The organism is uncultured Fretibacterium sp., assembly GCF_938040765.1.
Classification (GTDB): Bacteria; Synergistota; Synergistia; order Synergistales; family Aminobacteriaceae; genus CAJPSE01.
Window position 1 is genome coordinate 1 of sequence record NZ_CALIAA010000051.1, and the last position, 13,290, is coordinate 13,290.

The window sequence follows — 13,290 nt, forward strand, 5'->3', positions numbered from 1 at the left end:
GTTGTAGGCGTTCCGCTTCTCCTGACCCGCCGCGTTCACCATCTTCACCAGACGACCCAGGTCGTCGTACTCGTACGCCGTCCGGTTCCCCGCGGGGTCCGTCACCGACGTCAGCTCGCCCACCGTGTTGTAGCGGTAGACCCACTCCTGCCCCAGTGCGTCGACAACCCCCGTCAGGCGGTCCTGGCCGTCGTATCGGTACGACGTCGCGTGCCCGTTCTGATCCGTCTGTTTCGTACGCCCCCGCGCGTCGTACGCGCTCGTCAGCGTGCTCCCGTTCGCCAGCGTCGCCTTCGTCCGGTTCCCGTTCGCGTCGTACTCGTAGCGGGTCACGTTCCCCAAGGGGTCCTTCACCTGCGACACCTGAGAGCGGTCGTCGTACACAAACTCCGTCCGCTGCCCCAGCGCGTCCGTGATGGCCGTGTTCCGGTCGATCGCGTCGTAGGCGTACGTCGTGACCCCGCCACCCCGGTCCGTCTTCACCGTCAAACGGTCCTTCGCGTCGTAGACAAAGCGCTCGGACGTCCCATCCGCATACGTCTTGCTCACAAGGTTCCCCACGTGGTCGTACGCCATTGCCACGCTCTGACCGTATCGGTCCGTCGCCCTGACGTTGCGGTTCTCCGCGTCATACTCGAACCGCTCCGTCGTCCCGTCAAAGTAGTTGACCCTCGTCAGGTTCCGGAAGAGGTCGTATTCAAACGTCGTCCGACGACCCGACGAATCGGTCACCGCCGTACGGTTCCCTACGCTGTCGTACTCCGCCCCGGTAAACGTCCCGTCCGCGTAGACCGTCTTCGTCACGTTCCCGTACACGTCGTACTGGTACGTCTCCGTCAGCGTCTTGCCTGCCCCGTTCTCCCCGCGGCGCGTCAGCGTCTTCGACAGCGCGTTGCCGTCCGCGTCGTACGCGAACGTCGCCGTCTCGCCCGCACCGTTCGTCGTCGACGACACGTTGCCGGAACCGTCGTACGTGAACTGCATCACCGTGCCGATGGCGTCCGTGATGCTCTTCGGGCGGCCGCCGTCCTGGTACTCGTACCGCTTCACGTTCCCCAGCGCGTCGGTTATCCGCGTCATCTGGCCGGTACCGTCATAGGCGAACTCCGCCTGCTTTACCCCGAAGGCGTGGACCGTCAGCAGCTCGTTCCTGGTCGTGTACGCGTTCTCGACCTTCAGGCCCAGCGCGTTCGTCATCGAAAGAAGGCGGCCGTCCGGGGTGTAACGGTACTGTGTCGTGTTCCCCAGCGCGTCCGTCGTGGACGACCGGCGGCCGTTCGCGTCGTAGGTGTGCGTCGTCGTGTGCCCGTTGCCGTCCGTCACCGTCAGCACGTTGCCGCGGTCGTCGTACGTGTAGAGCGTCGTGTTCCCCAGGCGGTCCGTCACCGACGACCGGCGGCCGTCGAGGTTGTGCGCATAGGCGATGCGCCGGCCGCTCGCGTCCACCGTCGCGATCAGGCGGCCTTCGGCGTCGTATTCGTTGCGCGCCGCCTTCACCCCGCGCGGGTCCGTGATGCCCGTCAGAAGGTGCGACCCGTCGTAGCCGAACGTCGTCTCGCTGCCCCCAACATCCGTCACCGAGACCAGATCGCCCGTACCGTCGTAGCGGTATGCGACGCTGCGGCCCGTCGGGCCGCTGATCTTCGTGATCCGCTTCTCGCCGTCCCGCTCGAAGACGATGGACTTTCCGTCCGAGTGAATCACGCTGTCGGCGGAGACCGTCACGACGTCCCCGTTCGTGCTCGTCACGCTCTCGAGGCCCGTCTGGTCGTTCAGGACGTAGACGGTGCCGTCCACCGCCGTCAGGCGGTACCGCTGCGGATTGTAGGGGTTGAGATCGTAATCGTAGATTCCGCCCGGCCGATACACCAGGTCCGTCGACTGTCCCAGCGGCTCGAGCTTCGATTTGGTTCCGTTTGTGTTCTCGTAATACGCTCTGAGCCACTGAATGGGATACAGCGACTGGACGGGGTCGAGCTTCAGCGTGAACTTGTCCGTCCTTCCGTTACCCCAGTGGATGATGACCTCGTGCGGTTTCTCCTCCACCATCCTGTAGGTCTTCATCCAGCCGCCGGTCCGCTCCATCTTCCAGTTCCTGCCCGGCGTGCCGTTCTCGGAGAGCGTGGCCCTCGAGAGTTTTATGTCCCAGCCGAACCCGAACCTGCCGCTCCGGTCCTTCTCTCGGCTGTCGTAGGTCCGCACGACCGAGAGCGGGAGGCCGTGGATCGGGAGGTCCATGTCGATGAAGCTCATGGAGAAGCTTCCGACCTTCAGGTCCCCCTCCACGGAGACCGTTATCTCCTTTGTCAGCGGGTCGCCGCCCGCCTCCACCGTGAGCCGGACGGTGTAGTATCCGTTGGGCAGCAGCGTCGGGTCGAACACGCCCAGCACGCCGCCGCTGACGGGCTGTGTGCCGGTCGCGAACACGACGTACTCGACCGGCTTGTACTCCGGGTCGTTGTCGTTGCGTTTCTGCACCGGCGCGTAGGCCAGCGTGTACTTCGTCATGCCGTCGGCCGCGGCGGTACCGACGATCTTCGTCGGCGCCGTCACGACGCCCATGTTCGCCGGTGCGGTGATGTCGGCCGTGGCTGCAGTCGCCGCGGTCCGAATGGGCTGGATGGGAGGAATGGGTTGAATGGAGTCGCCTTGCGGCGAGGAGGCATCCGTCTTCAGGGGTGCACGAAGCGCCCCTGCCGCCGTCGGCTCGGGGGCTCGGATGAGGCTCCGCCTACCTCCGCCCGCAAGGGCGGGGAGGGGCAGAAGCTGGAAGAACAGGCAGAACACCAGCAGAGCGGCCGTGAATCTTCGGGGCTTGTGACGCATGAAACGCCTCCTTCTTTCGTCGTCGTTCGGCAGGCTGTCGTTCGTCGAGCCGAGGGGGTGGGAAAGTTCGTAAGCGATGGAACCGATCCGTCAGGCGTCGTTTTCCCTATCGGTACCTCCTTCTTTGCTTCCGGCTTCGGTCTCGAGCCCTCCGGAGAAGAGGGGACGAGGGTACGAAAAAGCGCGAAACGGACCTGTTGGAGGTCGCTTCGCGCCTGCGTTCGGAGGAAGTTCGTTCATCGGGTCCGCGTTGGGCGCGTAGCCTCGTATGTCAACGAATCCAACTTCATGGTGTTCTCGGAACATAACTTTTCTTGAGTAAACTCAGTAAAATACGAATCGTCCGGGGTGGCAATAGGTAATTATACTGAAACATGTGGAGCGGGCCGGAAGGCTCCCCTCCGGGGATAGCGGCGGCCCCGGCAAGCTTCTTCCTCAAAACAGGCAGGCTGGGGTACCGCCGGGGTGCTCCATGGATAAAATCGGCGTTTCCCTAATGATACGTTCCGGCCTGGCGGGTCGGCGCGGGGTTTTCGCCCCGGATCTGGCCGGAGCCGTAGACGACGAACTTGGTGGACGTGAGCTGTTCAACGCCCATGGGGCCGCGCGCGTGCAGCTTCTGCGTGCTGATGCCCATCTCGGCTCCGAAGCCGAACACGCCCCCGTCGGTGAAGCGCGTCGAGGCGTTGACGTAGACGGCCGCCGCGTCGACGCCCGACAGGAAGCGCTGGGCGTTCGCGTAGCTCTCCGTCACGATGGCCTCGCTGTGCTTCGTCCCGTAGCGGTGGATGTGGTCCATCGCCTCCTCGATGCCGTCCACGATGCGGACGGCCAGGATCCTGTCGTGGTACTCGGTCGCCCAGTCCTCCTCCGTGGCGGGCTTCGCCTGAGGATAGAGGGCCCGCACGGCCTCGTCCCCGCGAAGCTCCACCCCGCGTGCCGCCAGGGCCTCCATGACCGCGGGGACGAACTCCTTCGCGATGTCCCGGTGGATCAGCAGGGTCTCCATGGCGTTGCAGACCGCGCTGCGCTGCGTCTTGGCATTGATCGCGATGGACAGGGCCATGCCGGCGTCGGCCGAGGCGTCGACGAACGTGTGGCAGTTGCCGTCCCCCGTCATGATGTAGGGGACCCTGGCGTTCTCCGTCACCGCCTTCTTCAGGGCCCTGCCCCCGCGGGGGATCAGGACGTCCAGGGCCTGGAGCTGCATCAGGGCAAGGGAGGCCTCGTGCCCGGGGTCGGAGACGAGCTGGACCGTTCCCTCCGGCATTTTCGCGTCCGCGGCGGCGGACCGAAGGCTCCGGGCGATGGCGACGTTGGAGCGCAGAGCCTCCCGGCCCCCCCTCAGGATGACGGCGTTGCCCGACTTGAGGCAGAGCCCCGCCGCGTCGGCGGTCACGTTGGGACGGGCCTCGTAGATGATGCCCACCACGCCCAGGGGGACGCGGACCCGGCCGATCCTGAGGCCCTGCTCCACGGTCCACATCCCCGTCACCTCGCCGATGGGGTCCCGGAGCGCGGCGATCTCCTCCAGTCCGGAGGCCATGCCCTCGATGCGCGCCTCGTCGAGCGCGAGACGGTCCAGGGTGGCCGCGGAGAGCCCGGCCGCGTGCCCGTCCTCGAGGTCCTTCGCGTTCTCCCCGAGGATCGCGGCGGAGTCCGCCCGAATCGCCGCCGCCATGGCGCGGAGCGCCCCGTTCTTGTCCTCCGTCCTCGCCGTGGAGAGGACCCGCGACGCGGCCCGCGCCCTCTCCCCCATGCCTGCCAATTCCCGCTGTATGCTCATTTCGACCTCCATCAACTCAACCTCCGCCGACGGCTTCTCCGCACGATCCCTATACCAGGGCCAGGTTGTTGCGGTGCACCACTTCCTCGTAATCGCAGACGCCCAGGACCGCGGCGATCTCGCCCGAGTGCCGGCCCAGGATCCTGCGCGCGTCCCCGGCGGCGTAGTTGCTGATTCCCCTGGCGATCTCCAGGTTCGATTCGTTGCGGATCGACACCACGTCCCCCGGATGGAAATCCCCCTCGACGCTTCGTATGCCCGAGGGCAGGAGGCTTTTGCCCTGATGGAGCAGGGCGCGCTCGGCCCCTGGGTCCACCCGCAGGACGCCCCTGGGGGTGCTGCCGACGGCCAGCCACTGCCTGCGTGCGGCGTACCCCTCCCGGCCGGGGACGAAAAAGGTCCCGATCGGCTCGCCCCCGGCGATGCGCCGGATCGCGCTGCGCTCGTCGCTGGAGGCGATCACCATCGGGATCCCGTTGGACATCGTGATCCGCGCCGCGGCCAGCTTGGTGGCCATCCCTCCGCTGGACATCGAGCTGCCCTTCGTCGTCGAGTTGGCCTCCATCGCCTCCGTGATGGCAGCGACCTCGGGGATCAGGCGCGCGTCGGGGTTCCTGCGGGGGTCGGCGTCGTAGAGGCCGTCGATGTCCGACAGGATGATCAGCAGGTTGGCCTCGGAGTTGCAGGCGACCATCGCCGAGAGGCGGTCGTTGTCCCCGAACTTCAGCTCGTCCACCGCGACGGTGTCGTTCTCGTTGACGATGGGAATGACGCCGTAGTCCAGCAGCGCGAAGACCGTGTTGCGGAAGTTCAGGTACCGGCTCGGGTCCGCAAAGCAGTCGCGGGTCAGGAGGATCTGGGCCGCGCTCTTGGAGTACTCCGAGAAGAACTTCTCGTACATCTGCATCAGCAGGCCCTGCCCCACGGCGGCCAGGGCCTGCTTCTCCGGAAGGCTGGACGGGGTCCGCCCCAGCTTTCCGGCCCCGGCTCCCACGGCCCCCGAGCTGACGAGGATCAGCTCGCGCCCCGAGTTGTGCAGGTCGGCGAGCTCCCGGACCAGCCGCTCCATCTTCTCCAGGTTGATCTTTCCCGTGGGGTAAGTGATGGAGCTGGTCCCCACCTTGACGACGATGCGCTTGCAGCCGCGCAGGCTTTCACGTTTCACCTTTCCACACTCCCCGAGCGGGGCCCGGCGGGCCCCCCGTCCGGCCTCGAACGCCGGAATTTCCCTTATTGTATAATGAAAACGCCGGAAAGTTGAAGGATCCCGAGGACGTGGGGGAAACGGAACCCCGCGCAGATCCCCGAGCATGAAAAAGTCCTTCACGACGGAAGAAGGAGATTGTGTTTCGATGTTCGTACCGATGGAAGCGAAGAACTCGGCCCTGCTGATGGTCGATATCCAGGAACACCTGATGCCGCTCATCTCCGGGAGGGAGGCCGTGCTGCGGAACGTCGTGCGCCTGCTGACCGCCGTGAGGGTGCTGAACCTGCCGCTGCTCGTCACCGAACAGTACCCCAAGGGCATCGGACCCACCCTGCTCCAGCTGTCCTCGCTCCTCCCGCCGGGGACGCCGTGCATCGAGAAGACGAGCTTTTCCTGCTGCGGACACGACGGCTTCGACGAGGCGCTGGACGCGCTGGACCGGCCCGTTACGGTCCTGTTCGGGATAGAGACCCACATCTGCATCCTGTCCACCGTGATGGACCTGATCGGACGGGGGCGGAGCGTCGTCCTCGTCGCCGACGCCTGCGGGAGCCGCGACGCGGCGAATCACGCCCTGGCCCTGGACGCGGCGCGGGGATGCGGCGCCCTCGTCGTGCCGACGGAGACGGTCATCTACCAGATGTTGGGGAACTCGAAGGCGCCGGGGTTCAAGGCGCTCCTGCCCCTGTTCAAATGAGGCCCGCAAACGGGGCTTGCAAATGATGTGCGCATGAGGGAGGCGCCGTGATGAAAAGGATATTCGCAGCCCTGCTGCTGCTGCCGTTCCTTGCCCTGGGGGCGGACGGAAGCTATGAGGAGGGGCTGGAGGCCCGTCGGGCCGGGGACTATACGGAGGCCCTGAACCAGTGGATGCTCGCCTCGGACGACCCGCGCTGCATGACGGCGATCGCGGTCATGTACGACTACGGCGAGGGGGTCTCCCAGGACGAGGGCCTGGCAGGGGAGTGGTACCGCAGGGCCGAGGCCAAGGGGGACTACCGGGCCATGGCTCAGCTGGCGAACTTCTCCCTCTCCGGGGTGGGCGGGGAGAGGCGGTCGCCCATGGAGTGGCGCGCCAAGCTGGAGGAGGCCAAGGGCAAGGACCCCTATGTGGACTATGTCCTGGCCTTTTTCTACGCCAACGCCCACGGGGGGGAGCGCCGCCTGGACGACGCCCTTGCGCTGCTCGACCCCCTTGTCGGTCAGGGGTTCGAGCAGTTCCTTCCCCTCTACCGCGACGTGGAGCAGCGCATAGCGGACCGGAAGGAGGGGGTTCAGGAGGCGAGCGTCCTGGCCCGGGAGATCGCGCAGGGGGAGGCCTCCTTCGACCGGCGCTGGAAGGACAAGCGCATCGTCGTCAGCGGCTACGTGAACACCCTGGAGCGGCTGAACGACTACGGCTACGTCCTCAAATTCGGCCCCTCGTCCCCATCGCTCATTCCCAAGGACAACCTCCAGGCCGTGTTCTACGCTCCGTCCCTGGCGACGCCGCTGGCCGGGCTCAAGCCGGGGAACTACGTCAAGCTGGACGGCGTCTACGTGGGGCGGCTTCCCTTCGCCCTGGAGGCGTGCGCGCTGACGCTTGTCGGCTGCGACCTGCTCCAGACCCTCTCGGACGATGTCCGTTAAGTTGCTCCACGGTGCGGGTGGATGGAATCGGCGTTTTCGTCTCGACGGGGTGAGACCGTGTCCCTGAAGACCTTCTGTTCCCGGCATCGGGTCGCTCTATTGATCGCCCTGATCCTGGGCTACCTCTGCTTCCGGGGCATCGGCGATCATGGGCTCCTGGATCCCCTTGAGGGAATCCACGCCTCCATCGGGGCGAACGCCGCCTTTCAGGGGTCCTCCCTGCGGCCCGGCATCGGGAGGACCCCCTACCTCGGAAAGTCCACGGGGTTCTGGTGGCTCGAGGCCCTGTCCCTGCATATCCTGGGGTGGGACGAGTTCTCCGTCCGCTTCTGGCCGGCGCTCGCCGGCCTCGGCATGGCGGCCGCGGCGGCCCTGGCGGTCCGGCGGGGCCGGGTTCGCGGGGCGCGTCTGGCGGCCGTGATCTGCGGGACCTCCCTGTTGGGGTTCGCCGCCTCCCAGCTGGCGGCCCCGCACGCCCTTTACGCCTGCCTCGTCGCGTTCGCCCTGGCGGGGTTCGTCAGGGCGTGGGACGACCGGCGCTACGCCGTCCTGGCCCATGCCGCCGCGGCGCTGGCCTTCATCGTCCACGGCCCGGAGGGCATCCTTCTGCCGTGGCTCTGCCTTTACCTCTACTCGGTCCTGACCGACGACCCCGGGGCTCTGACCCGCCCCCTGCTTTACAGGCCGGGCGCCGCGGTCACGGCGGTGCTGGCGCTGGGCTACATGCTCCTGCTGCGCCTGGAGAACCCGATGGCCCTGACGCTGATGCTCTACCGTACGCCCGCGGCCCTGCCCTCCGCCTCCTTCGCCCTGCCGGTTCTGGCGGCGGGGAGCCTTCCCTGGACGGGGTTCCTTCTGCGCGCGGTCGCGGCCTCGTGGCCTCGGAGCGGGGAGGACCTGCTGAACCCGGAGGGCCCGAGGCTCCTCCTGCTCATCGGGGCCGGGGTGTTCCTCCTCTTCGGGGTGTTCATGGGCGACGCTCTGGCCCTCGTCTCCTGCCTCGCGCCCCTGGCGGCGCTGACCGGGGACTGCATCGACGAGTGGCTGGAAAAGGACCGGGTCCGCGTGCTGCAGGGCGCCGTGGCGCTCAACCTGATCTGCCTGCTGCTCGCCCTCACCGTGGGGCTCTTCCTGTCCCTCGGGGCCTTTCCCGTTTTATTGTCCGCGCTGCTCTCCATCGTCCCCTGGGCCGTTTTCCTGATCCTGTTCGGCGGCGCGAGCTGGTATTACGCCAAGACGCGGCAGCCGTCCAAGATGATGCGCAACCTCTCCGCCGCGGCGATGCTGGCGCTTCTTCCCCTGGCCGGGGTCTTCGACCTCCTGGCGGAGAACACCTCCGTGCGGGAGGCGGGGCTGGCCATCGGAAACGTGGATCGCTGCGTCCTGGCCCAGTACGTCATGAACCGGCCCTCCCTGTTCTTCTACACGCTGAAGGACTCCATCCTGGTCAACAGCCCGCTGATGCCGGGGTTCGCGGAGCAGAAGGTGGAGAACGACACGGCGCTGCACCTCCTCTGGGAGGGTAAGGAACGGGTCCTTCTGCTGGTCGGGAGCGAGCAGCAGCTCCTGGCCCCTCTGCCGCAGGAGGTCAACGTGCTTTACGACGCGGGAAAGGTGATGGTGCTGAGCAACCGAAAGCCCCCTCTGCACGCCGACGCCCCGCGGCCCGCCTCGTCGGTGGACATCGAGCCGGCGGAGCCGTATTGAGGCCCACGAAGGCCCGAGAATCTCGGCCTCGTCGCACCGGAGAGAGGCCCGGACCGAGCTCCCTCGAGCGTCGGCCCGGGCCTCTCCCGGCAAAGGACCCCGGATGCCGTCTCAGGGGACCGTCGAGATTTCCATCAGGAAAAGCGAGCCGTCCTCTCCGCTCTCGCTGACGGCGAAGCTCCGTGTCGCGCCGTTTTCGTCCACGTAGGAGATCCCGTAATGGGGGATCGTTCCGTAGGACGTCAATCCCACCACCAAAGGACGTTTCGGCGTCAGCTTGTCGAGGGCATACAGCTCTTTGGCCGAAAACGTTATCTTTTCGTCCGAGTCCTCGAGGGTGAGCGCCAGAACCTTGAAGTCCCTTGCGTCCTTCCCGGTCGAGAACAGAACCTTGACCTGCGGCTCCGTCGTGTCGGCGATGAACTCGTCATGCTCGGGAAAACCGGCCAGCGCGCCTTCCGCCTCCTGCACGCGCACCGACGGTTCGGCGCCCGCATCCCCGGCCGTCGACAAGGCCGGGGCGGGGACGGCCAGGGCCAGCGCCAGCGCCAGTCCCAAAACGAACGTTCCGGATCTCATGTCATCCTCCTCTTCGAATCGGGAAACTCGGGGCTGTGGAATCACAGCGCCTCGGCCTTGTAGGAGCTGCGGACGAACGGCCCGGAGGCCACCCGCGCGAAGCCGAGCTCCAGGGCCTTGACGCGGTAGAACTCGAACGTCTCGGGGGTGACGTACTCGTGCACCGCGATGTGCCGCGAGGTCGGCTGGAGGTACTGCCCTACGGTCAGCATGTCGCAGTCCCCCTCCCTGAGCCGCTTCATGACGTCGATCACCTCGTCCTCCCGCTCGCCGAGCCCGACCATGATGCCCGATTTCGTCTTGAAGCCCTTCTCCTTCGCGTAGCGGAGGACGGCCAGGGACCGCTCGAAGTTCGCCTGGGGGCGGACCTTGAAGTACAGGGAGGGCACCGTCTCCACGTTGTGGTTCAGGACGTCCGGACGCTCCGCCAGGATGATGTCCAGCAGGTCCTCGCGCCCCTGCATGTCCGGGATCAGCAGCTCGACGGTCGTGTCCGGGCACAGCGCCCGGAGCTCCCGGAGACAGGCGGCGAACTGCCCCGCGCCCTGGTCGGGGAGGTCGTCCCGCGTGACGGAGGTGACGACGGCGTGGCGGAGCTTCAGCGAGTGGACGGCCCTGGCGACGTGCTCCGGCTCCAGCGGGTCCACGGGGTCGGGGAGCTCCCGGCTGACGTTGCAGAAGGTGCAGTTGCGCGTGCAGTTCCGGCCCAGGATGATGAAGGTCGCCGTCCTCTTGCCGTAGCATTCCATGCGGTTCGGGCAGTTGGCCTCCTGGCACACGGTGTTCAGGTGCAGGCCCCTCAGGAGCTCCTCGACCTCCTGAAACGGGCGGCCGCCCTGAATCTTGATCTTCAGCCACTCGGGCTTGCGTACCGCTGTCTTTGCGGTTGTCATGGTCCGATCCCTCCCTGTTGTCTTTTCTAAGACGGTCTTGTTCCGGCCTCAGGCCGCGTCCGTGGCCCGGGCGGCCATCATGTCCCCGATCAGCACCTCGTTCTCCATCCCGTGGATGTAGTCCCCGGCCCGGACGCCCTCCAGGCATCGAATCAGGGCGCCATGTTCCAGGGCGTTTCCCTTCAGCCGCTGCGCCAGCTCGAAGACGTCACGGTCCCCGAAGAAGTCCCCCAGGATCTCCGCGTGCCGGATGACCCCTGCGTCGACGTCGAGACGATAGCCGATCATGCCGAAGGGGTGGTGGACGTCGTAGCTGTGGGTGAAACGATACCGAACCCCCAGGTTCCAGGAGGGGGAGTCGAAGCGCTCCCGCTTGATCCGCAGCACCTCCCGCAGCTCGTCCTCGCGGAGGACGTAGGTCTCCCGGATGCCGTAGTGCTTCATGAAGTGGCCTTTCAGGTACTCCATGAACGCCCTCACGTCCATGCGGACGTATTCGGAAAGCGTCCCGATCCGGCTGGCGACGGACTGGATCTGCTTGTTCACGAGCTTGATCGGGTTGGGCCTCAGGGCCTTGGAGATGGCCTCCCTATCCACGTCGAACAGGAGCGTCCCGTGGTGCAGCACCCGGTTCTCGAACCGGAACTGGGCGTTGCCGGAGACCTTCTTGCCCTCCACGGTGATGTCGTTCCGGCCCGTGAACTCCGCGTCGATCCCGAGCTGTCTCAGGGCGTCGACGACCGGGGCGGCGAACTTGAGGAACGGGTTCTCCCCCTCGTCCCGGAAGGGGGCGATGAGGGTGTACTGCAAATTCTTGAGGTCGCAGTAGATGGTGCCCCCGCCCGAGAGCCGGCGCACCACCCGGATGCCCTTCTCCTCAGCGTAGTCGGCGTCGTACTCGCAGCGGGCGTCCTGGTTGCGGCCGATCAGGATCGTCGGCACGTTCTGCCAGACCATGAAGACGTCCTCCCGGACGTTTCTCAGAAGATACTCCTCGAGGGCGTGGTTGTACGCGGGGTCGGTGGATGGATTTTCTATCAGCAGCAAAGGATGCGCCTCCTCGGTGTCGTGTTGTCTTCATTGTACACCACGCGGCCTGCCGTGGGCATCCTTGTGCAGGGCCCTGCGCCTATGCGGATGGAGCCGCCGCGTCCCGGACGGTATGCACGGCGATGAGGGAGGCCGGCCGCCCAACGGACGGCCGGCCTCCCGGTGCGATCAGGCACGCATGGCCTCACCTTTTCATTTGACGATCGTTCATTCGCCCGCGTAATAATCCTTGCCGATGGGATCGGGCGTATCCCCCGCGCTGTGCATCAGGCCAACCTGTTCGATCGCCCCGCCGCTCCAGACGAGCGTGCTCGTGCAGTCCGTGACGGAGGAGTCGTAGCCGTATCCGGCGATGCTCCCGACCTGGCTCGCGTTCCCCTTGATGGACCCGGACGTGGCGCAGCCGGTGATGCGATAGAGCGAGGGGTCCGGGTGCTCCTCCAGGAACGCCGACACGAAGAGGTTTCCGCCGATCAGCCCGCCGACCCGCTTCGACGAAGGCGAGACCGTGATGTCGACGTCGGCAGAGCAGTTCCGGATCAGGGTGGGGTTGTTCTTGTCGTAATTGCCGGCGTGCCCCGTCAACCCGCCGACCATGAAGCTCTTTTCGTCCGAGGCATCGATGGTCGCCTTGACGGTGCAGTTCTCCATGACCGGCGATTCCTGGATGCAGCCGACCAGCCCTCCTACCGAGAAAGCCCCGAATCCCTTTGCCGTGACGTTCCCCGCTGCCGTGCAGGCGCGGACGGTCAGCCACTTGCCGCCCCCGCAGATGAGGCCGAGCCCCTGCATGTTCTTCCCGTTGGAAGTTACGCTGGCGTTGGCGGAGCAGTTTTCGATGGCGCCGTACCCCATTCCCGCTATGCCGCCAACGGCGCCGACCGCGTAGCCTTCCACCCTGTTCCCGCCGGTCAGCTTGATGCCGGTTATCCCGCCGTTGATCACCCCGACGACGCCCCCAACCATGCAGGCGCCTTTGACGTCCGCGTTGCGGACGGTCAGGTTCCGGATGGACGGAGAGGCGGCATCACCCATGACGAAGCCGAACAACCCAACGCCCACGCTCTCGGGCCGGTTGACGGTCAGATTCGAGATCGTGTGTCCGTCGCCGTCGAACCTGCCCACGAAGGCGAGCGAGGACTCGGCGGCCTCACTTTTTTCGGGGTCGTCGCTCGCCATGTTGAATGTGCCGATCGGATCCCAGTTGCCGTACGACGACAGGTCGATGTCCGAGGCCAGGATGAAGGCTTTATCCCGGTAATCCTTGATCTTTGCGAGCTGTTCCGCCGTCTCGATCCGGTAAGGATCCTCCTGCGTTCCCCGCCCCCCCGCAAAGAGCGATGCCGCATTTCCGCTCCCTCCGCAGCCTCCGTTCGCCAACAGCACGATACCCAGAAGAAAGAGCATGACGAAGTTCAACGCGCCGCGCCGGTTTCTCATATTCTTCAAATGGAAGCACCTCCCAGGGGTGATTTGGCATCTCTGCCTGTCATGGAAACAGTATGACACCACAAACAGGCGATGGCTTATGCGGGAGGAAATTTTTGTCATGAGAAAGGAAATTTTTCTCGAAATGATATAATATTTCAGTTTGTGCGTGCTGACAAAAGATT

Annotated in this window: 10 protein-coding genes; 3 read left to right on the forward strand and 7 right to left on the reverse strand. The window is 65.9% G+C overall.

What is annotated here, in order from left to right; translation table 11 throughout:
* The 3 genes from Q0176_RS01855 to proB all read right to left on the reverse strand — a co-directional run.
* Positions 1–2,826 (reverse strand): RHS repeat domain-containing protein (locus Q0176_RS01855; protein ID WP_299298622.1); only part of this gene is annotated, 2,826 nt, incomplete at its 3' end.
* Positions 2,827–3,319: 493 nt separating this feature from the next.
* Positions 3,320–4,705, reverse strand: coding sequence for a glutamate-5-semialdehyde dehydrogenase (locus tag Q0176_RS01860; RefSeq protein WP_299298645.1), 1,386 nt, complete (start codon positions 4,703–4,705; stop codon positions 3,320–3,322).
* Entirely contained in the window at positions 4,662–5,777 is a 1,116-nt protein-coding gene (proB, locus tag Q0176_RS01865; protein ID WP_299298625.1) for a glutamate 5-kinase, read from the reverse strand. Before proB ends, Q0176_RS01860 begins: the two co-directional genes overlap by 44 nt.
* A 187-nt stretch (positions 5,778–5,964) precedes the next feature.
* On the opposite strand from proB, the gene Q0176_RS01870 reads away from it, so the two are divergent.
* Genes Q0176_RS01870 through Q0176_RS01880 form a run of 3 tightly spaced genes read left to right on the forward strand, consistent with a single transcriptional unit; the run spans position 5,965 to position 9,155 of the window.
* Positions 5,965–6,516, forward strand: coding sequence for an isochorismatase family protein (locus Q0176_RS01870; RefSeq protein ID WP_299298628.1), 552 nt, complete (start codon positions 5,965–5,967; stop codon positions 6,514–6,516).
* A 50-nt stretch (positions 6,517–6,566) separates the two neighbouring features.
* Positions 6,567–7,448, forward strand: a complete 882-nt coding sequence (locus Q0176_RS01875) for a hypothetical protein (protein ID WP_299298632.1) — start codon at positions 6,567–6,569, stop codon at positions 7,446–7,448.
* Positions 7,449–7,505: 57 nt separating this feature from the next.
* Positions 7,506–9,155: a glycosyltransferase family 39 protein gene (locus tag Q0176_RS01880; protein ID WP_299298635.1), complete on the forward strand. Its 1,650-nt coding sequence runs from the start codon at positions 7,506–7,508 to the stop codon at positions 9,153–9,155.
* A 111-nt stretch (positions 9,156–9,266) separates the two neighbouring features.
* Here Q0176_RS01880 and Q0176_RS01885 read toward each other — a convergent pair whose 3' ends face one another.
* The 4 genes from Q0176_RS01885 to Q0176_RS01900 all read right to left on the reverse strand — a co-directional run bounded on the left by Q0176_RS01885 (position 9,267) and on the right by Q0176_RS01900 (position 13,117).
* Entirely contained in the window at positions 9,267–9,734 is a 468-nt protein-coding gene (locus Q0176_RS01885) for a hypothetical protein (protein WP_299298638.1), read from the reverse strand.
* 41 nt (positions 9,735–9,775) lie between these two features.
* Positions 9,776–10,627 carry a lipoyl synthase gene (lipA, locus tag Q0176_RS01890; protein WP_299298641.1) on the reverse strand — a complete coding sequence of 284 codons (852 nt, stop codon included), beginning with the start codon at positions 10,625–10,627 and terminating at the stop codon, positions 9,776–9,778.
* A gap of 48 nt (positions 10,628–10,675) precedes the next feature.
* The gene (locus Q0176_RS01895) at positions 10,676–11,674 is read right to left on the reverse strand and encodes a lipoate--protein ligase (RefSeq protein ID WP_299298643.1); all 999 of its coding nucleotides are present in this window, start codon (positions 11,672–11,674) and stop codon (positions 10,676–10,678) included.
* A gap of 210 nt (positions 11,675–11,884) precedes the next feature.
* Positions 11,885–13,117: a GLUG motif-containing protein gene (locus tag Q0176_RS01900; RefSeq protein WP_299298647.1), complete on the reverse strand. Its 1,233-nt coding sequence runs from the start codon at positions 13,115–13,117 to the stop codon at positions 11,885–11,887.
* Between the last annotated feature and the right edge of the window lie 173 nt (positions 13,118–13,290).

Excerpts from the sequence above, each read along its gene's own strand:
- Q0176_RS01870 (WP_299298628.1), top strand. The coding sequence starts at position 5,965 with ATGTTCGTACCGATGGAAGCGAAGAACTCGGCCCTGCTGATGGTCGAT.
- Q0176_RS01875 (WP_299298632.1), top strand. The coding sequence starts at position 6,567 with ATGAAAAGGATATTCGCAGCCCTGCTGCTGCTGCCGTTCCTTGCCCTG.
- Q0176_RS01885 (WP_299298638.1), bottom strand. The coding sequence starts at position 9,734 with ATGAGATCCGGAACGTTCGTTTTGGGACTGGCGCTGGCGCTGGCCCTG.
- lipA (WP_299298641.1), bottom strand. The coding sequence starts at position 10,627 with ATGACAACCGCAAAGACAGCGGTACGCAAGCCCGAGTGGCTGAAGATC.
- Q0176_RS01900 (WP_299298647.1), bottom strand. The coding sequence starts at position 13,117 with ATGAGAAACCGGCGCGGCGCGTTGAACTTCGTCATGCTCTTTCTTCTG.